At 53.9% G+C, this 19,038-nt stretch carries 23 protein-coding genes; 5 read left to right on the top strand and 18 right to left on the bottom strand.

Going from position 1 to position 19,038, the window contains the following annotated elements; translation table 11 throughout:
* The first annotated feature begins 17 nt into the window (after positions 1-17).
* Entirely contained in the window at positions 18-752 is a 735-nt protein-coding gene (locus tag AC52W5_RS04365) for a YggS family pyridoxal phosphate-dependent enzyme (protein ID WP_112893399.1), read from the top strand.
* A 25-nt stretch (positions 753-777) separates the two neighbouring features.
* Here AC52W5_RS04365 and AC52W5_RS04360 read toward each other — a convergent pair whose 3' ends face one another.
* The 5 genes from AC52W5_RS04360 to AC52W5_RS04340 form a co-directional block, all read right to left on the bottom strand.
* Complete coding sequence (locus AC52W5_RS04360; protein ID WP_074975010.1) at positions 778-1,038, bottom strand: YfhL family 4Fe-4S dicluster ferredoxin; 261 nt, start codon at positions 1,036-1,038, stop codon at positions 778-780.
* A 2-nt stretch (positions 1,039-1,040) separates the two neighbouring features.
* Positions 1,041-1,538, bottom strand: coding sequence for a pantetheine-phosphate adenylyltransferase (gene coaD / locus AC52W5_RS04355; protein ID WP_112893398.1), 498 nt, complete (start codon positions 1,536-1,538; stop codon positions 1,041-1,043).
* Positions 1,531-2,082: a 16S rRNA (guanine(966)-N(2))-methyltransferase RsmD gene (gene rsmD, locus AC52W5_RS04350; protein ID WP_495670107.1), complete on the bottom strand. Its 552-nt coding sequence runs from the start codon at positions 2,080-2,082 to the stop codon at positions 1,531-1,533. The genes coaD and rsmD overlap by 8 nt, the downstream gene beginning before the upstream one ends.
* Before the next feature lie 63 nt (positions 2,083-2,145).
* The gene (locus AC52W5_RS04345; protein WP_495670106.1) at positions 2,146-3,456 is read right to left on the bottom strand and encodes a M16 family metallopeptidase; all 1,311 of its coding nucleotides are present in this window, start codon (positions 3,454-3,456) and stop codon (positions 2,146-2,148) included.
* 16 nt (positions 3,457-3,472) lie between these two features.
* Positions 3,473-4,891 carry a M16 family metallopeptidase gene (locus AC52W5_RS04340; RefSeq protein ID WP_495670105.1) on the bottom strand — a complete coding sequence of 473 codons (1,419 nt, stop codon included), beginning with the start codon at positions 4,889-4,891 and terminating at the stop codon, positions 3,473-3,475.
* A 104-nt stretch (positions 4,892-4,995) separates the two neighbouring features.
* Between AC52W5_RS04340 and ftsY the strand changes: the two genes are divergently transcribed.
* From ftsY to rpoH, 4 genes are all read left to right on the top strand, one after another.
* Complete coding sequence (gene ftsY, locus AC52W5_RS04335; protein ID WP_113067803.1) at positions 4,996-5,982, top strand: signal recognition particle-docking protein FtsY; 987 nt, start codon at positions 4,996-4,998, stop codon at positions 5,980-5,982.
* 63 nt (positions 5,983-6,045) lie between these two features.
* Complete coding sequence (ftsE, locus tag AC52W5_RS04330; RefSeq protein ID WP_074975004.1) at positions 6,046-6,699, top strand: cell division ATP-binding protein FtsE; 654 nt, start codon at positions 6,046-6,048, stop codon at positions 6,697-6,699.
* Positions 6,696-7,604 (top strand): permease-like cell division protein FtsX, encoded by a 909-nt coding sequence (ftsX, locus tag AC52W5_RS04325; protein WP_495670104.1) that lies wholly within the window; start codon positions 6,696-6,698, stop codon positions 7,602-7,604. The genes ftsE and ftsX overlap by 4 nt, the downstream gene beginning before the upstream one ends.
* A 113-nt stretch (positions 7,605-7,717) precedes the next feature.
* Positions 7,718-8,563, top strand: coding sequence for an RNA polymerase sigma factor RpoH (gene rpoH, locus AC52W5_RS04320; protein ID WP_074975002.1), 846 nt, complete (start codon positions 7,718-7,720; stop codon positions 8,561-8,563).
* A gap of 74 nt (positions 8,564-8,637) precedes the next feature.
* On the opposite strand, the gene AC52W5_RS04315 is transcribed toward rpoH, so the two are convergent.
* The 13 genes from AC52W5_RS04315 to aroQ all read right to left on the bottom strand — a co-directional run bounded on the left by AC52W5_RS04315 (position 8,638) and on the right by aroQ (position 18,645).
* Entirely contained in the window at positions 8,638-8,889 is a 252-nt protein-coding gene (locus AC52W5_RS04315) for a BolA/IbaG family iron-sulfur metabolism protein (protein WP_113067800.1), read from the bottom strand.
* A gap of 109 nt (positions 8,890-8,998) precedes the next feature.
* On the bottom strand, positions 8,999-9,754 hold the full coding sequence (locus tag AC52W5_RS04310; RefSeq protein ID WP_074975000.1) for an ABC transporter permease: 756 nt from the start codon (positions 9,752-9,754) through the stop codon (positions 8,999-9,001).
* Entirely contained in the window at positions 9,751-10,680 is a 930-nt protein-coding gene (locus AC52W5_RS04305) for an ABC transporter ATP-binding protein (protein ID WP_181458247.1), read from the bottom strand. The genes AC52W5_RS04310 and AC52W5_RS04305 overlap by 4 nt, the downstream gene beginning before the upstream one ends.
* A 121-nt stretch (positions 10,681-10,801) precedes the next feature.
* A complete protein-coding gene (locus AC52W5_RS04300; RefSeq protein WP_495670103.1) occupies positions 10,802-11,095 on the bottom strand; it encodes an STAS domain-containing protein in 294 nt (97 codons plus the stop codon).
* Between the two features lie 3 nt (positions 11,096-11,098).
* Positions 11,099-11,752, bottom strand: coding sequence for an MlaC/ttg2D family ABC transporter substrate-binding protein (locus AC52W5_RS04295; RefSeq protein WP_495670102.1), 654 nt, complete (start codon positions 11,750-11,752; stop codon positions 11,099-11,101).
* Between the two features lie 147 nt (positions 11,753-11,899).
* The gene (gene mlaD / locus AC52W5_RS04290) at positions 11,900-12,385 is read right to left on the bottom strand and encodes an outer membrane lipid asymmetry maintenance protein MlaD (protein WP_133669850.1); all 486 of its coding nucleotides are present in this window, start codon (positions 12,383-12,385) and stop codon (positions 11,900-11,902) included.
* Positions 12,385-13,182: a lipid asymmetry maintenance ABC transporter permease subunit MlaE gene (gene mlaE / locus AC52W5_RS04285; protein ID WP_074974996.1), complete on the bottom strand. Its 798-nt coding sequence runs from the start codon at positions 13,180-13,182 to the stop codon at positions 12,385-12,387. Before mlaE ends, mlaD begins: the two co-directional genes overlap by 1 nt.
* Positions 13,175-13,987, bottom strand: a complete 813-nt coding sequence (locus AC52W5_RS04280) for an ABC transporter ATP-binding protein (protein WP_074974995.1) — start codon at positions 13,985-13,987, stop codon at positions 13,175-13,177. Before AC52W5_RS04280 ends, mlaE begins: the two co-directional genes overlap by 8 nt.
* 106 nt (positions 13,988-14,093) lie before the next feature.
* Positions 14,094-14,969 (bottom strand): zinc-ribbon and DUF3426 domain-containing protein, encoded by an 876-nt coding sequence (locus AC52W5_RS04275; protein WP_495670101.1) that lies wholly within the window; start codon positions 14,967-14,969, stop codon positions 14,094-14,096.
* Positions 14,970-14,996: 27 nt separating this feature from the next.
* Complete coding sequence (gene prmA / locus AC52W5_RS04270; RefSeq protein ID WP_495670100.1) at positions 14,997-15,911, bottom strand: 50S ribosomal protein L11 methyltransferase; 915 nt, start codon at positions 15,909-15,911, stop codon at positions 14,997-14,999.
* A gap of 133 nt (positions 15,912-16,044) precedes the next feature.
* A complete protein-coding gene (gene accC, locus AC52W5_RS04265) occupies positions 16,045-17,403 on the bottom strand; it encodes an acetyl-CoA carboxylase biotin carboxylase subunit (RefSeq protein WP_074974992.1) in 1,359 nt (452 codons plus the stop codon).
* 98 nt (positions 17,404-17,501) lie between these two features.
* Positions 17,502-17,966: an acetyl-CoA carboxylase biotin carboxyl carrier protein gene (gene accB, locus AC52W5_RS04260; protein ID WP_107763224.1), complete on the bottom strand. Its 465-nt coding sequence runs from the start codon at positions 17,964-17,966 to the stop codon at positions 17,502-17,504.
* Between the two features lie 223 nt (positions 17,967-18,189).
* A complete protein-coding gene (gene aroQ / locus AC52W5_RS04255) occupies positions 18,190-18,645 on the bottom strand; it encodes a type II 3-dehydroquinate dehydratase (RefSeq protein ID WP_495670099.1) in 456 nt (151 codons plus the stop codon).
* Positions 18,646-19,038 lie beyond the last annotated feature (393 nt).

Genomic DNA, 19,038 nt, shown 5'->3' with positions numbered 1-19,038 from the left:
TGGTAAAAGGCAGAAAATTGGAACCGAACACATCAACCGTCGCCTCTGGATTGAAAAAAGTAAGAGCCCATATCGCAGAGATCGCAGAGAAGGCAGGCCGGCAAGCCGGGGAAATCACGCTTTTGGCCGCGAGCAAAACCAATCCCGCAGAGCGCTTGCGGGAAGCGTTTGTCGCAGGACAAACCATTTTCGGCGAAAACTACTTGCAGGAAGCGCTGGAAAAAATGCCGGCGCTTAACGATTTACCGATCGAGTGGCATTTCATCGGCCCTATACAGAGCAACAAGACCCGACGCATCGCAGAGAACTTTGCGTGGGTACACAGTGTAGACCGCAAAAAAATTGCCGAGCGTTTGTCGAAGGACAGGCCCGCATCGCTTCCCCCGCTTCAGATATGCTTGCAAGTCAATGTAAGCGGGGAAGACAGCAAAAGCGGTGTGGCACCGGAAGAGGTAGCCGATCTGGCAGCGCATGTTGTCGAATTGCCGCGGTTGAGGTTGCGGGGGGTAATGGCAATCCCGGAACTGACCAAATTCACCGCTTTGCAGCGCAGCCAGTTCCGAATGCTGAAAGAAGCCTACGACCAGCTCAAGCAGAGCGGATATGATGTGGATACCATCTCGATGGGGATGTCGGAAGACCTCGAACTCGCCATTCAGGAAGGAGCAACGATGGTGCGGGTCGGTACAGCCATTTTTGGGCCGAGGCGCTACCCTATCCCGGAGGAGCTTGCCCGGCAAGCACAGCCCTGAACAAACCTTTCTCGTTCGACATCGGCTATCCCTGAATCGCTTGTCCGGTAAGGTCGAGGTATTTTTTGTATAGCTGCTCTCGGGTTTCAGTGATGTCCGGGTTGAGAACGATGCAGTCTACCGGACATACTTCCACGCATTGCGATTCTTCGTGGTGTCCTACGCATTCCGTGCACAGATCAGGGTTTATTTCGTAGTACTCCTCGCCGGGCGAAATGGCACTGTTCGGACACTCGGGCTGGCACACGTCGCAATTGATGCATTCATCAGTGATCATTAAAGCCATGGCTACCTCGATGATTTATCCTTCGACGCGATCTTCATTCCAAGTTGCGTCGAAATAAGGGGATGCACGAACTTTTCTATATTGCCACCGAATAAAGCGATTTCGCGCACGATAGTGGCGGATATAAACATGTATTGCTCGGAGGGCGTAAGAAACAAAGTCTCGACATCCGGATAAAGCGTACGATTCATTCCTGCCATCTGGAATTCATATTCGAAATCCGAGACAGCACGCAAACCGCGCAGGATTACCCTGGCATGCTGTTGTTGCGCGAACTCCATCAGCAAACCTGAAAACGGCATGACTTTAACGTTGGGATAATCCGTCAGCACCTGGCGCACCATCGCCACCCGCTCATCCTGTGTAAAGAATGGTTTTTTTCCGCTGCTTGCAGCGACCGCTACCACCACTTCCCTGAACAAACCGGAGGCACGCCGTACCAGATCTTCATGGCCCCGGGTAATGGGATCGAAAGTACCAGGGTATATCGCTTTATCCATTTAATTTATTTATTGTGGAACTCAATAAGTGATAACACACCTTTCCCGCATGTCCCCTGCGCCGCACTGCCCATCCCTCAAACTCCGCAGGGCAATCGTCTTCCAGATAGACAAGCCCCTCTTCGGTGAGATGCGCGTGCAATTTGGGCAGTAGCCTGGGCAACAGATCGAGATGGTAGGGGGGATCGAGAAATATCACATCGAAGCAGCGTCGGTCGGAATCAATAAAATTCATGGCATCAGCTCCCGCCAGTTCAATGCGCGTGGCTCCCAGTTTCCGGGCTGTGGCTCGAAGCGCTTTCAATACCACAGGGCTGGATTCCACCATCACGACTTCCGCGGCTCCACGCGAAGCTGCTTCGAAACCCATTGCCCCGCTGCCCGCGAACAGGTCGAGGCAGCGCTTGTGGCTCATATCCTGCCCCAACCAATTGAAGACCGTCTCGCGCACCCGGTCAGGGGTGGGACGCAGGTCCATGTCATTGGGGAAAGTCAGGATGCGGCTGCGCCACTCACCTCCTATGATTCGAACCCTATTTCTCATCGGGAGTGCAATGAAAAAAGAGAAAAACTTCTGTCAGGAGGTAGGGGCTTGCAAAAAGTGCTTTTACTTTCCACTCGTGTCCGGAAGACCCACCACCACCGTTACCATGCCGGATGGGTTGATACGTCTCTGGAAAGCCTGGGTTACCTGGGAGATGGTTACCTTCGATACCGCCTTTACGTAATCATTCAGATAGGTCAGGGGCAGATCGTAAAAACCGATCATGGCGAGGTACCCGAGTATCTTCTTGTTACTGTCGATGCGCAGCGGGAAGCTGCCGATGATATTTTTTTTGGCTTCGATCAGTTCTTTTTCCGTTGGCCCTCCGGCAATAAAATCAGCCAGGACTTTCCGGGTTATGGAAAGCGCCTCTTCAGACTGTTCTTTCTGGGTTTGCAATGCAATCTCGAATGGTCCTTCTTCTTTCAGGGGGGTAAACGAACTGTGAACACTATAGGCCAGCCCGCGTTTCTGGCGGATTTCCTCCATCAGGCGTGAGGTGAATCCACCTCCGCCAAGGATGTGATTCCCCACGATGAGAGGAAAATAATCGGGATCATCGCGTTTGAGCCCGGGATAGGCGAGCTGGATATGACTCTGGGTAGCCGGATGGGCGATCCGCTGTGTGCCCGGTGCAGGTGGCGTCACTTCCGGAATGCTTTGTCCTCGTCTCTCGCGTGACAGATCCCTCGTCAGGGATTCGGCAATCGCTGCGGCTTCGTCACGGCTTACATCTCCCATGATGGACACGACCGCGTCTCCCGCCGTATAGAGAAACCGGTGAAAATCAATTAGATCCTGACGCCCCAGTTTACTCACGCTCTCGATCTCACCCGAACCTCTCAGTCCATAAGGATGGGTACCGTAGAGCATTTTCATCAGCGATCGGTCGGCAATATTGCCGGGTTTGGTATCCGCTTCCTTGAGCCCTGCAATGACACGCGCTTTTTCCCGCTCCAGGACATATTCAGGAAACTCCGGGTGCTGAATGATCTTGCCGAACAATTCCAGGGCGCGGTTACGCTCGCGCGCGCTGCTCAATGTTCTGAGCGTAATCCCCGCCCGATCCTGATCGAAATGGGCGCCGAGCTGCGCGCCGACATCAGCGAATCCCTTGGTGATCTGGTCTTCGGTCAATCCTCCCGCCCCCAGGTTCACAAGATGCAGGGCCATTGCCGCGCGGCCTGATTTATCAGGTGTGTCGGTGCTGCTACCCGCACGGAAATCCACACTCACATCGAGAATGGGCAAGTCGCGGCTTTCGATGAAGAAAACGCGGGCACCCGAGGCCGCCTGCCAGTGCTGGATTGGCAGAGTAGCGTACGCCCATTGGGAATAAAAACCCAGCAGAAGAAAAAACAGGTGACGGAGCATCTCTCAACCTCGCCGCTTAATGCCGCAATCCCGCCGGTACTGCCGCGGGTGCTTTCTGTTCCAGGGGCTGCGGATCGAGTACCGCAATCGTCAGATTATCGTCCTTCAGGTATTTTTTTGCCACATCGCGCACCTGTTCAGGAGTAACCGCTTGCAATTTACGCAATATGATGTCTACATCGCGATAGGACAAACCTATGCTTTCGAGCTGGCCGATCTGCATTGCCTGGAAAAACATGGAATCGAGCTGAAAAACGTGTCCCGCTACCACCTGTGCCTTGACACGCGCAAGCTCCTCCTCTGTCACGCCCTCACGTACGAGCCTTTCGATCTCGGCACGCAATGCCGCTTCTACATCAACCACTGTTTTTCCTTCGCTCGGTGTGCCATCGAGATAAAACGCTGCGGGACCCCGCGCGGTGGAATCATAGCTGGCGCCTGCGGCGCTGGCAACGCGCTGCTCGCGCACCAGAACCTTATTGAGCCGCGCCGATTCGTTCCCATCCAGCACGCCGGCCAGCATTTCGAGTGCGTACGGCTCCCAGTCCTTTTCCGGCTTGCGCAGCGATGGAGCATGATAGGCCATTGCAACGTAGGGCAACTGTGCAGGCGCCTTCACTGTCAGCCGCTTGATACCGAGCTGCTTCGGCTCGATCTGCGGCTTGCGTTGATCCAGGGGCAGTATGGACTTCGCCTTTTTTATCTGTCCGTAGTATTTTCGCGCCAGATCGAAGACCTGCCTCGGGACTACATCCCCGACCACCACAAGCACAGCATTATTGGGCGCATACCAGCGTTCATACCATTGCCTGGCGTCCTCCACAGTCATATTCTGCAGATCGTTCATCCAGCCTATCACCGGATGCCGGTAAGGGTGGGACTGATAGGAGGTCGCCATAAGTGTCTCATGCACCAGGGAGCGCGCCTGATCATCCGTACGCAACCGCCGTTCTTCCATCACGACTTTGATTTCCTTGGAAAACTCCTCTTCTGTCAGCACCAGGTTGCGCATCCGGTCCGATTCCAGTTCCATCGCCAGAGGCAGGCGGGATTTATGCAATTGCTGAAAATAGGCCGTATAATCCTGTCCCGTGAAAGCGTTTTCACGCCCCCCCGCCGCTGCGATAAGGCGGGAAAACTCGCCGCCGGGTACTTTCTTCGTGCCCTTGAACATCATGTGCTCAAGCACGTGGGCGACCCCAGTCCTGCCGTTTACCTCGTCAATGCTCCCCGCCTTGTACCAGATTTGTGAGATGACGACCGGGGAACGATGGTCTTCCTTGACGATGAGCCTCAAGCCGTTACCGAGAATGAATTCATGCGTGCTGGCAGGAGCGGCGGAGGAAAACAGCGAGATGGGAATTATGAGAGCTGCCCATAGGCAAGCCGGTAAAAAGCGGCAAGTCGGCAAAAAGCGAAAACACGGATAAGTCATCTTCTTTTTTAATTAATACCTGAATCCGGATAAACAGAATAAAATCCGGAATAAGATTTGCGTGAGATTTACATCGAAGTCCCGAATACTGACAGCCTACCAGAATGGCAAGTTTCTTCAAATCCAAAAATGATTCCACGACGAGCGAACCTACGAATTCGAATTGGGGGGTAAGGGTCAGGCAAGGCCTTTCCCGCACGCGCGACAATCTCGGCAAGCGCCTTTCGGGTCTCTTCGGTGGCGGAGCAATCGATGAAGACCTCTACGAGGAGATGGAAACCATATTGCTCACTGCGGATGCAGGTGTCAGTGCCACTACCTGGCTGCTGGAGGAGTTGCGCAGAAAAGTCAAACGTAACGGCCTGACGGATGCGTCGCAGCTCAAAGATGCGTTGCAGGAAGCGCTGGTCGATCTGCTGGAGCCGCTTGCGCAACCCCTCGATACCGGCGCCCACCAGCCTTTCATCATTATGCTGGCCGGAGTGAACGGCGCTGGAAAAACCACTTCCATCGGAAAACTCGCGCATTATTATCAACTGCAGGGCAAGTCCGTGCTGCTCGCCGCAGGCGATACCTTCCGTGCCGCAGCGCGCGAGCAACTGATGGCGTGGGGGGAACGCAACCGCGTCGCGGTGATCGCACAGGAAAGCAACGGTCAACAAAGAGGTGATCCGGCGGCGGTCATATTCGATGCCGTCAATGCGGCAAAAGCGCGCGGCATCGATATCGTACTGGCGGACACTGCCGGAAGGCTGGCAACACAACTGCACCTCATGGAGGAAATAAAAAAAGTGAAGCGCGTTATTGCCAAAACCGAGCCCGGCGCGCCTCATGAAACGTTACTGGTTCTGGATGCGAATACCGGGCAGAATGCAGTCAATCAGGTACAGGCATTTGACGATGCCCTTGGCCTGACAGGTCTCATTGTCACCAAGCTGGACGGAACTGCAAAAGGAGGCGTGCTTGCCGCCATCGCCCGCCAGCGCCAGCAAAAAGTCCCGTTGCCGGTTCGGTTTATCGGTGTAGGTGAGGGTCTGGACGATTTGAGGCCTTTTGTCGCAAGCGAATTTGTCGGGGCCTTGTTTGATTGAGGGAATATACGAAAAGGATGGAGTTGAGATGGAATTGACTCGGCCAGCTCGTCGTGCCAATAAATGATCAGTTTCAGTGAGGTTTCCAAGCGCTACCCCAACGGTTTCGAGGCACTCCGGAATGTCAGTTTCACAGTAGAAACAGGGGAGATGGCCTTGATCAACGGCCATTCGGGAGCAGGAAAGACAACATTGCTGCGGCTCATTGCCGCGATCGAGCGTTCCACTACCGGCAGCGTTATCGTCAATGGCCAGGATGTCGGCAGACTCAATGGCGCCGCTATTCCTTTCCTGCGCCGCAACTTCGGACTGGTGTTTCAGGATCAGAAGCTGCTGTTCGACCGCAGCGTTTTTGAGAATGTTCTGCTTCCCCTGCAGATCAGCGGTTTCGAGTCGAAAGCGGCTGTCAGGCGGGTGCGCGCCGCGCTCGATAAGGTGGGACTGCTGAGTAAGGAGAAAGCGCGCCCCATCACGCTTTCGGGCGGAGAGCAGCAGCGGCTGTGCATTGCGCGCGCCATTGTCAGCAGACCTTCCATACTCATCGCCGATGAGCCAACGAGCAATCTGGATACGGAGTATGCAAAGGATATCATGGCTATTTTCAAATCTTTTCATCAGGTAGGCGTTACCGTACTTATATCCACCCACGACGTTGAACTGCTTGGTGACACCCCGCAACGTATTCTCACTCTCAGTCACGGCGAGTTGACTGGATGAACATCTGGTTTTCGTATCACTGGCATGCCTTGGCCCTAGCCTTCAAGCGGCTGGCCTTGATCCCGTTCAGCACGCTGCTGACCCTGGGAGTGATCGGTATTGCCTTCAGTCTGCCAGCAGGAATTTATGTGTTTCTCGAGAATGTCGAGACACTTTCCGGCCAGTTTTCGAGCGGTCCTCAGTTGAGTATTTTTTTAAAACTGAATGCGACCCAGAGTGAGGTAGGTAAAATTGAATCTTTTCTGAAAGAAAATCCGCACGTGGCGAGTTTCAGGTTCATTCCCAAGGCCAGCGCCCTCGAGCAGTTCAAGGAGAGTCCGGGACTGGCCGGAGTGATGGATGGCCTCGAAGGAAATCCGCTGCCTGATGCGTTCGTTGTTACCGCCAGGGATGTCTCAACAGAGACACTGAAAACATTGAGCAGGGCCTTGTCGGAACTCCGGCAAGTCGAACATGTGCAGCTGGACTCTGCCTGGACGCAGCGTCTGGATGCGCTGCTCAAACTGGGGCGGCTTGCGGCCTGGATGCTTAGCGTGTTGCTCAGCCTTCTGGTAATCGCTGTGGTATTCAACACCATACGCCTCCAGATTCTGACCATGAGGGACGAAATAGAAGTGGCAAAGCTGATTGGCGCAACCAATGGTTTTATCCGTCGCCCTTTTTTATATTTCGGGACAATACAAGGACTGGTAGGCGGCATCGTGGCATGGCTCATCATCTCTCTGGGGATCCACCTCACTGACGAGCCAGTAAAACATCTCATGCAATTGTATGAAACGGATTTCCACCTTTATCATCTTTCCATGGGAGATAGCCTGGTTATGTTTCTGTTTTCGGCTGGCCTTGGCTGGCTCGGCGCCTGGTTATCTGTCGTTAGCCATCTCCTGAAAATAGAACCCCGATAATTCATGAGGTTAAGGCATTTTACAATGGGTAGTGGGAGGAACTTTCAAAAATGTTGACGCTCTTAACGGTTAACGGGAAAAAGTTAACGCTCACAGAAAACCAAGGAGGATAAATGACTTTCGCTTTAACTGTACCTTCAGCAGGCAGCCTCGAAAGCTACATTCAGTCCGTCAATCAGTTTCGCATCCTTACCCAGGAAGAGGAACTGCAACTGGCCCGATCGCTGCGTGATGAAGGTAGCATAGACGCTGCACGCCAGCTCGTTCTCTCGCACTTGCGTCTGGTCGTCGCCATCGCGCGGAGTTACAAAGGCTATGGCTTGCCCCAGGCTGACCTCATACAGGAAGGAAATATCGGATTGATGAAAGCCGTCAAGCGTTTCGACCCCGAGCGCGGCGTCCGGCTGGTTTCATTTGCAGTACACTGGATCAAGGCTGAAATCCACGAATTCATCCTGCGCAACTGGCGGCTGGTTAAAATTGCCACGACAAAGGCCCAGCGCAAGCTATTTTTCAATTTGCGCAGCTTGAAACAAGCTCTCGATACCATGAGCCAGGAGGAAGTTGCGGAGGTTGCAAAACAACTGAATGTAAAGCCCGAGGAAGTAGTGGAAATGGAAACCCGTTTCAGCGGCCGTGATATTTCACTCGAACCGTTGTCGGAAGACGACGATGAGGAAACATTCAGTCCCATTGCTTACCTGACCGATGGTTCCGAACCCTCGCACGTGCTGGAGGACGAGCAAACCCTGCGTCTTCGGGGTGAAGGACTGGAGCAGGCGCTCGGGAGCCTGGATGCACGCAGCCGTCACATCATCGAGGCCCGTTGGTTGCGGGAAAAAGACACGGCAACGCTGCATGAGCTCGCCGATGAGTTGGGAGTATCCGCAGAGCGCGTCCGCCAGATCGAAGCCAAAGCCATGCAGAAGCTGCGTACGGCCATGGCTCCTGCCGCCTGATATCCCGGTAGGAGTCTTCTCTGTCTCGAATCCAAATTGCGCAGCCTCAAGGGATCAAGGGGGATCAAGGGAGTTCAGTTCTGGTTGTTGCTTTCCGCCCACTGCTCCGGCGTCATGGTTTTCATGGACAGTGCGTGAATCTCCTGTTTCATTCTGTCGCCGAGTGCCCGGTAAACCAGCTGGTGCTGCTGCACCATATTTTTTCCACGGAATTCCGGGCTAACGATGATGGCGCTGAAATGGTAGCCGTCATCTCCTTCCACATGCACCAGTTCACAAGACATGGAAGTCTCGATATGAGTTTTTATGCTGTCCGCTGTAACCATCTGTAGTTTCCCTTTCATGTAACGTTGCCGGCCGGTAGATTGCCGTAAAAAAACAAGAACGGCACTAGAGGTATTTCATATACCCGTTCCACCACTAAAACAACCGCAGTCAATGCCTGATCTTGTAGCCTCTTTTGAGCATTTGTAGCGTCAGCCATGATACCGCCACAAAGCACGTGGCTACAATGCCAAGACTGACATAGGGGGAGATATCGGATGCGCGGAAAAAACCGTAGCGAAAACCATCGATCATGTAGAAAAACGGATTCAGGTGGGACAGGCCTTGCCAGAAGGGCGGCAATGAGGGGATTGTGTAGAATACGCCGGATAAAAACGTCAGCGGCAGAATGACAAAATTCTGAAACGCGGCGAGTTGGTCAAATTTTTCTGCCCAGATACCCGCAATGACGCCGATAGCTCCCAGCAATGCACTGCCCATCAACGCAAACATCAGCACCCAGGGGAACGAGGACAGGGGCACATCGAAGAACGTCAGGGTAACCAGGTAGACGCCCAGGCCCACTGCCAGACCCCGCACGACCGAGGCAGTGACGTAGGCGAAAAATATTTCACGATACGAAAGCGGCGACAGCAGGATAAAAACCAGATTACCGGTGATCTTGGACTGGATCAGGCTCGATGAGGAGTTGGCGAAAGCGTTTTGCAGCATCGCCATCATCACCAGGCCAGGCACGAGAAAAACAGTATACGCTACGCCGGGGTAAGCCTGTACATGCTCTTCCAGCACATGCGAAAAAATCAGGAGGTATAGCAGGGTGGATACCATGGGCGCGAATACCGTCTGGAATCCGACTTTCCAGAATCGCAGCAACTCCTTATAGAGCAGTGTAAGAAATCCGGTCATACGGGCAGGGTCTCGGGCTTCCTGATCTTGTGTGCGCCCATGATCCGTATGAATACTTCTTCCAGATCAGGCTGCAACACCTGCATCTCGAGCACCTGCAGTGCTGCTTTGCGCAACGCGGCCATGACCTGCTCGAGCTGGGAATACTCTGCCAGGGTCAGAATGTAGCAACCCTCTTCGCGGCGGCTCATTAGCGACTGTAGCGCCGGAGGCAACGTATCGGGCGACAGTCGCAACCGCACAGAACATCCCGATACGCTGCCAACCAGATTTCTGATGCTGTCCAGGGCAACGACATTCCCTTGCTTCATCATTGCCACGCGGCTGCACAGCGCCTCCGCTTCCTCTAGATAATGGGTGGTCAATACTATGGTATGGCCTTCCCGATTCAACTGCTTGATGAAGCGCCAGAGTCCCTGGCGCAACTCGACATCCACACCCGCGGTCGGCTCATCCAGCACGATGACCGGAGGCTTGTGCACCAATGCCTGGGCCACCAGTACGCGCCGCTTCATGCCGCCCGAGAGCGCTCGCATGTTGGTATCGGCCTTATCCGCGAGGTCGAGATGGTGGATGATTTCCTCTATCCACGGCCCATTGTTCTTCAAGCCGTAATATCCCGATTGAATGACCAGTGTTTCGCGGACAGTAAAAAACGGATCGAAAACCAGTTCCTGGGGAACCACGCCCAGCATGCGTCGCGCTTCGCGGTAACGGGAGACCACGTCGTATCCCATCACCCGCGCCCTGCCGCTGGTTGCTCGGGTGAGCCCTGCTATGATGTTGATAAGCGTCGTCTTCCCCGCTCCGTTGGGGCCCAGCAAGGCGAAAAACTCACCTGGCTCTATCTTGAGATCGATGCCCGCCAGAACTCGCAGTGCACCATAACGTTTGTGCATCTGCTCGACTTCTATGGCGGGTATCATGGAAAGATAAAATAGGAAGGAGCCAAAACGGGAACGCAGTTTATCCGCCAGAACCCGGGATGCAGGTGAGCGAGAACACTGTCGTTACGCGATTCCTGCGCGACAGCCTGATTTCTGTGAATTATGCACCGCTCATCAATTCGGATACCCCGTACAGTTGCATGAGGCTCTGCAGATTCTGCGGCATGTTGAGAAAGCGTATCTGGAGGCGGCGACGCGCGGCCTCGCGCCGCCATTCCAGCAATAAACTGACGGCAGCGGAATCGGCTTCGGTAACCCGTCCGAGATCAATTGTCACATCTTCCCCGTCAAACAAAGCAACGCCGCTCGCAACCACCGAAACGACGTTGTCGATCGTAATCGATCCCTCTACGCTCAGTTCCCCGTCTTCACGCCGGATCACGTCAGCTGTCATCGGCTACTGTGTGGCCACGGTCTTTAAATTACCGGCCGCTTTTTTATCGTTTGCGGCCAACGCGCGATTCTTGTCTCCGAGGGTTTTCAGTAATTTTTCCACACCGCCTTCGCGCACCTGACTGTTGAACGTGCTGCGGTAATTCGTAACCAGGCTTACACCCGCCACAGTCACATCGTAGACTTTCCACCCGTCGCCTGTTTTTTCCATGCTGTAGTCGATATCCACGGGCTGCCCGCTATCCTGCATGACTTTCGTTTTGACGGTGGTATCCGTGTCCCCCGCCTTGCTCCTGACCGGCTCAACCTTGATCTTGTAGTCACTGTAGGTACTGAGTGCGTTGGAGTAAGTCCTCACTAGCAAGGTGCGGAACTCTTTCACCAATTCCTCCTGTTGCTGTGGGGTTGCCTTACTCCAGTTCTTGCCCATGGCCAGCCGGGTCATACGCGTAAAGTTGAAATGCGGCAGAACCTTGGCTTCGACCAGATCAAGAATCTTGGCCATATTGCCCGCACGCAGTTCCTTATCCTGCCGAACGATTGACAATACTTCCTGGGCGGTGTTATCCACCAGCGTATCAGGACTGACTTCTGCGGCAGCAGGGAATGCAACCAGCCAGGCTGCCAGCAGACCTGAAATACCAAGATATTTTTTCATGATTTCCTCGCTTGAATAGACTGCTCAACACACGAAATGCTTATGCGATTGACGCTTCCGGCACCCGCATCAACTGCTTCCTGTCCGCAGGCCCTTATCCGTGAAACGCAGATATTGCCGTGGGCATTAGACTCCTTACCGCCCTTGCTAGTTCTTGTCGGAATTTTCACTGCTGCTTCCTTCCGAAGCTTTATTGAACAAAAATTTCCCGATCATTTCTTCCAGAACAAGGGCAGAATTGGTTTTCATGATGGTGTCGCCATCCTTGAGCGTCGCTTCATCACCGCCGGCAGCCAGGCCGATATACTGCTCCCCGATCAAACCTGAAGTAAGGATGCTGGCAAAAGTATCCTTGGGAAATTTATAACGGCTGTCAATATTCATGATCACCAGAGCGTCATATGTCTCTGTGCTGAACTGGATGTCCGTTACCCGGCCGACAACGACACCGGCACTCTTTACCGGCGCCCGCACTTTCAACCCCCCGATGTTTTCGAAGTTGCCTGTCACCTGATAGCTGTCATTCGCGCTATAAGTGCCAAGATTGCCGACTTTCAACGCCAGCACGAGCAGAGCCGCGATACCTGCCATGACGAACAGTCCTACCCACAAATCCATTGTTGCGCGCTGCATCAGCCCATTCCCCTGAACATGAACGAGGTCAAGATAAAATCGAGTCCAAGAATCGCGAGTGAAGAAGTGACCACGGTGCGGGTTGTCGCACCGGATACACCTTCGGCCGTGGGGGCCGCATCATATCCCTCAAACACGGCGATTGCCGTCACCGCGATTCCGAAAACACAGGTTTTTATGATGCCGTTGACCACGTCGTAGCGGAAATCGACAGCGCCTTGCATCTGCGACCAGAACGAACCTTCATCCACTCCGATAAGTATGACAGCCACCAGATAACCGCCATAAACGCCTATGGCTGAAAACAGCGCGGCCAGCAACGGCATTGAAATCACACCGGCCCAGAACCGGGGTGCGACTACACGCGCAATCGGATCTACAGCCATCATTTCCATTGCCGCCAGTTGCTCGGTCGCTTTCATCAGGCCGATTTCCGCTGTGATTGCCGAACCTGCGCGGCTGGCGAACAACAGCGCCGACACCACCGGCCCCAATTCGCGTAACAGGGACAAGGCCACCATGGTGCCTACCGCAGATTCTGCTCCATACCGCTGCAAGGTTTCGAAGCCTTGCAAGCCGAGCACCATGCCGACAAAAAGTCCCGACACGAGGATGATGATGAGCGACTGCACCCCGGTAAAATAAAGCTCCCGTATCACCAGGGTGAAGCGATGCAAGCTGGTGCCGGACTTGATCAAGGTCAGCAGGAAGAAACGGCTGGCGTAGCCCAGGCGCCAGATACTGTCTATGACGCGATGGCCTACGCTCTGGATACCAGCTACGATACGCCTAGGCAAAACTGCCCTCCAGTTTCAGATCCTGTGCATAAGGCCTGGCGGGATAGTGAAACGAGACGGGACCGTCTTCTTCTCCATGAACGAACTGATGCACAAACGGTGCAACCGATCGGCGCACCTCGTCCGGCGTACCGTGGGCCGCAATCACTCCGTCCGCGATGAAATAAACGTAATCGACAATTTTCAAGGATTCCTGCACGTCGTGAGTTACGACGATGGAGGTCATGCCCAAGGCATCGGTCAGGCGTCGTATCAGGTTCCCGATCACTGTGAGTGAAATGGGATCGAGTCCGGTGAAAGGCTCGTCGTACATGATAAGCAGGGGATCAAGCGCAATCGAGCGGGCCAGCGCGACCCGGCGCGCCATGCCGCCGGAGAGCTGGGTAGGCATCAACTCGTGCGCGCCACGCAAACCCACCGCCTGGAGTTTCATTAACACAAGATCCCGTATCATGGACTCCGACAGATCCGTATGTTCCCGCATCTGGAAAGCCACGTTGTCGAATACCGAGAGATCGGTAAACAATGCGCCGAACTGAAATAGCATGCTCATTTTTCGACGCATGCGAAAAAGCTCATCCCGCTTCAGCTTATGCACTACCTCGCCTGCAACTTTCACGTAGCCGGAAGTCGGACGCACGGCGCCTCCGATGAGTCGCAGCAAGGTTGTTTTCCCGCTGCCGCTGCCACCCATGATGGCGATGACTTTCCCTCGTTCCATCGTCATGTCGATTCCCTTGAGAATCGGACGCTGTCCATAAGAGAAATTCAGGCCTTCGATTTCGATCAGGCTTTCAGACACCATCTTCCGGAAGAGGAATACCTAATTTAGCGGGATATCGATTTTACCCCAAATCGGGTAGCCAGAGGCGGCCAGGAAGCCTGAGACAGGTAGTGAGGAATTGACGCAGTCAGGCAACTCGCCCTGTCGGGGAAGGTGAATGGACGCGACGATAATGACCGGAAACAGATGACTGCTTGTCAGGGGAGGCAGCAAGGCCAATAGACGGGCTCGCGGTCATCCCGGATGATGCCGTATTTTCCGAACCGGTAGATGCCGGTAAAGAAACAGTACATTGCAAAACTTTGCAATATTGCTCCAGAAAGGGTCTCGTGCTCGGCATGTTAACCGCCAAGTCACTGCGAAATGCATAGATGATCTGCGCCACGAGCACGATGAGCATAAAAAGATTGGCAACAGCCCACGCAGCCGTGATCTCCGGCAATTGCCCTCTTCTGGAAGCGTAGTGCTCTGGCAAATAATTATCCAGCATGTCGTCTTCCAGGCCGGCGTACATTGCGTCACCCGTTTGCGAAATTTTTTCTCTCGCAGCCTGCCTGTCCCGTACTCTGTCTGCTATTTTCGCCGCCCTGGAGTCAGTTTTTTCCCTTGCAGGCGTTTCAGGAGTGCGAGTCTCTGCTGCCTCTGGTTTGACAGGGGCTGCACCGGTCGGCTCTGATGTATGCGGTTCCGATGGATTTTGCGCTGATGGAATCGGTTCAGAGACGTGCGGTTCCAGCCTCAGGGACTCCTGGACGCCTCCATCCTGTAGCGCTTCCGGGCGGGAAATCGCCCCCTCAGGGGAAAGCCGTGAAGTACTTTCCGACGCTTCCCCGGTCTTCACCGGTTTTATGGTTTCCGGCTCCTCCATGGTCAGCAGCGCAGCGAAACCATTAAATATGTGGTTGCACTGTCCGCAGCGCACCTCGCCGCCGTGCGCCTGCAAATGCAGGGGTGTGACGCGAAAGACTGTGAAACAGTCAGGACATCGAGTTACAAGTGCCATACCGGTTCTGGTTTCTGTTTAATCTGTTCATTTTCTCGTGCCTGCCAGCAAGACCCATCCCTCGCGATTTCGCGCAATATGTATATCATGGGATTGCCGATAAGCCTGCATCACCTCTTCCGCCTGTTCCGCGAGTATACCGGATAGCGCAATGCTTCCCCCCCGCCGGACAGCATGCGTCAATATGGGAGCCAGCATGATCAGCGGATTGGCGAGGATATTGGCGACCACCACGTCCGCCCAGCCTGCATGTTCTGTGTCCATCTGACCCGGCATCTGCGTATGAAATGCTATTTCGGTTTCTGCGCACTGATTAAGCTTCGCGTTCTGGCGGCTTGCCTCCACCGCTTGCGGATCTATGTCGATTCCGACTACATGGCGGGCGCCCATCTTGAGCGCCGCAATCGCCAATATGCCTGAGCCGCAACCGTAATCGAGAACATCTTCCCCTCCGCTGAGATTTTCGTCAAGCCATTCAAGACATAGCTGCGTAGAAGGATGAGTTCCCGTTCCAAAGGCAAGTCCGGGATCGAGGATCAGGTTGATGGCAGCCGGATCGGGTATTTCATGCCAGCTTGGCACCACCCATAGGCGCGAGGAAATGCGGATCGGATTGAACTGCGACTGGGTTACCCGTACCCAATCCTGCTCTTCCACATATTCGATATGGTAGCTCGGAGGGGCAGGCAGGCCGACTGCTTCGGCCGCAGCGCGCATCACGGCGGAAGTATCGGTATCCCCCTTGAATAGCGCGGTAAGTTCCGGTGCAAGCCAGATGTCTCCGATGGGCTCCCCTGGTTCGCCAAACAGGGGGTGCTCATGCTCGGTCCCGGCTGCGGAATCATGGATGTCGGTTGAGAGCGCGCCTAACTCCAGCATCGCATCGCTTAACGCTTCGACATGCATGCTGTCTGTTTTTATGATGACCGAAATCCAGGGCATGATGATAGTACGTACCTTGCATTTGGCTGCGTAAGCAGGCGGACAGAACGTTCCAGGCCCATTTCCCGAGAAGCTTCCACCTCAAAAACTCCCCGTCCGTGACTGGAGTTTCAGTAACGAGGCCGATAGAGCCTCAGCCAGAATTATTATTATAATTGGCGAGCTTTTGCTCGAGATAATGAATGCTCGTGCCGCCATTCAGGAATGCGGCGTCGGACAACAGGTCAAGGTGGAGCGGCGTGTTGGTTTTGATGCCCCCGATCACCATTTCCGACAGTGCGATACGCATCCGGGCTATCGCCTGCTCGCGATTATCTCCATACGCGATTACTTTGCCTATCATGGAATCGTAATAGGGCGGCACGAAGTAATTATGATATACATGGGAATCCACGCGAATGCCGGGACCACCGGGAGCATGGTATTGGGTGATACGCCCTGCCGACGGGGTGAGCTTGTACGGGTCTTCGGCGTTGATGCGGCATTCGATGGCATGACCTTTCAATACAATGTCTCGCTGCCGAAGAGTGAGCTTTTCGCCGGCGGCCACGCGAATCTGCGCTTGCACCAGATCAATCCCGGTGATGGCCTCGGTAACGGGGTGCTCGACCTGCAGGCGTGTGTTCATTTCGATGAAATAGAATTCGTTTTTTTCGAACAGAAACTCGAACGTTCCCACGCCGCGATAACCGATGCGCTTGCATGCATCGGCACAACGGGTTCCCATTCTGTCGCGCAATCTCGGGGGAATACCCAAAGCCGGCGCTTCCTCGAGAATTTTCTGATGGCGGCGCTGCATGGAACAATCCCGTTCCCCGAGATAGATGACGTTGCGATGTTCATCAGCCAGCACCTGAAATTCGATGTGTCGCGGGTTCTCCAGATATTTTTCCGCGTAGACCGTCGGGTTGCCGAATGCGGCTTGAGCTTCGTTGCGCGTAATGATAACCGCGTTCGATAACGCTGCTTCAGTGTGCACCACGCGCATGCCACGACCGCCTCCACCTGCCGCGGCCTTGATAATGATAGGGTAGCCGATAGCGCGGGCGATGCTCCTGATCTCGTCTCCGGATTCGGGGAGACCGCCGTCCGAGCCCGGGACACAAGGCACGCCGGCCTTTTTCATGGCGTTCTTGGCGCTGACCTTGTCGCCCATCAGCCGAATCGTCTCGGGCCGGGGGCCGATAAAGACAAAGCCGCTTTTTTCTACACGTTCAGCAAAATCCGCATTTTCTGACAAGAAGCCGTAACCTGGATGAATGGCTTCCGCATCCGTGACCTCGGCGGCGCTGATGATTGCGGGGATATTAAGATAGCTCTGTGCCGAAGGAGCAGGGCCGATACACACTGACTCATCAGCGAGTTTTACATATTTTGCCTCGGCGTCGGCCTGGGAGTGCACCGCTACTGTCTTGATACCCATCTCACGGCATGCACGTTGTATCCGCAGGGCAATCTCGCCACGGTTTGCTATCAGTATTTTTTCAAACATGTCTGCCGCTCGTATCTCGTTTCATGATAGAGGTGATTTCTCCTCTTCTACTGATGCGGGTATCCCGCAGGGTGGCGTGTAACGCGCAAAACGCCGAATTATTCAATCACGAATAGCGGTTCGCCGTACTCGACGGGTTGCCCATTCTCCACCAGTACCGCCTTGATGACGCCGCTCTTGTCCGACTCGATCTCATTGAGCAATTTCATTGCCTCGATGATGCAGAGCGTATCGCCTTCCTTGACTGTCTGACCTACCTCTACAAAGACATTGCTGCCCGGCGCGGAACTGCGGTAGAACGTGCCCACCATCGGTGATTTGACCATGTGGCCTTGAGGCAGTATCTCGGCGGCAGCCGTCACCGGCGTAACAGTGGGGGATGGAGAGGCTATAGCGGCCGGTGCGGGCTGGGGCGGATATGTTACGGCTGGGGGAGCGGATATCTGCATCGAAGGCGTGGATCTGCTGATGCGAACCTTTTCTTCGCCCTCCGTTATCTCTAGCTCGGCAATGCCGGATTCCTCCACCAGGTCAATCAGTTTTTTAAGCTTTCTCAGGTCCATATAGGGTCTCCCGATCGGGTTCCTTTTGCGTTATGTTCTGTCAAAACCTCTAACCATCTGTCAGCGTTCGAAGTCGCGGACTTTGTGTTTTTGTCTTTTTGAAAAATACCCCTGTTTCAAAACACGCGAGGGGTGAGATGAGCCAGCACCCCATTGGCCTATCAAAAGGAATTCTCAGCTCCTCAATGGTACCCGATCACTTCGTTGCTATCCCTGACGCTCATCAGTTGCGGCCCAGCACATAAGTGAAGGCGAGTTCGTATCCCTTTGCTCCCAGACCACTTATGACACCCACCGCCATATCGGAAAAAAAAGATTTCTGACGGAAAGATTCGCGAGCAAAAATATTGGAAAGGTGAATTTCAATGAAAGGGATCCGGGTAGCCGCAAGTGCATCACGCAAGGCAATACTGGTATGCGTATAAGCGGCAGGATTGATGATAATGAAGTCTATTTTTTCAGCGCCTGCCTGCTGGATTCGGTCTATCAGCTCTCCCTCAGCGTTACTTTGAAAGCAGTTAAGGCTAATGCCCTCTTTTTCAGCTAACTTCGCTAAATTTCCGTTAATTTCTTCCAATGTGACAGTCCCGTAAACCGCAGGTTCCCTTATTCCCAGCAAATTCAGGTTAGGCCCATGGATAACCAGGATATTTTGGTAGCGGTTTGAGCCATTTTTCATGGCGGCAAGTTTGACCCAATCGCAGGAAATTGTCTAGTAATTCTCGACCATTCGGCGAATATGTTGGAATTTACGTTTTTTATTTCACCAGGGAGTTCAAGCGCTCGGATGAGTTATTTTCTGCAGAAAAAAGGTGTCCTATTGGGATCAGTCGCAGGTTTTGTGGAAGCAGAATTTTGCTGGAACAGAAGGTTGAGCTGAAAGATTTATGGGGGGTGGTTATGTGAGCTCACGCTCGCCTATTGCACTGGCACAGCGACTTCCCTGTTTTCTTTGACCCTACCCCGATAAACCGTACCATTTAAAAGTAGAATTTCCGGCATGATTTTTACCTTTTTGGAAAGGAGTCATGACGTGAAGAAAAGCAAATTTACCGAGCAGCAGATTGCGTTT

The sequence above is a fragment of the Nitrosospira sp. CT genome, assembly GCF_059489795.1.
This window is presented reverse-complemented; position numbering and strand designations above follow the sequence as displayed.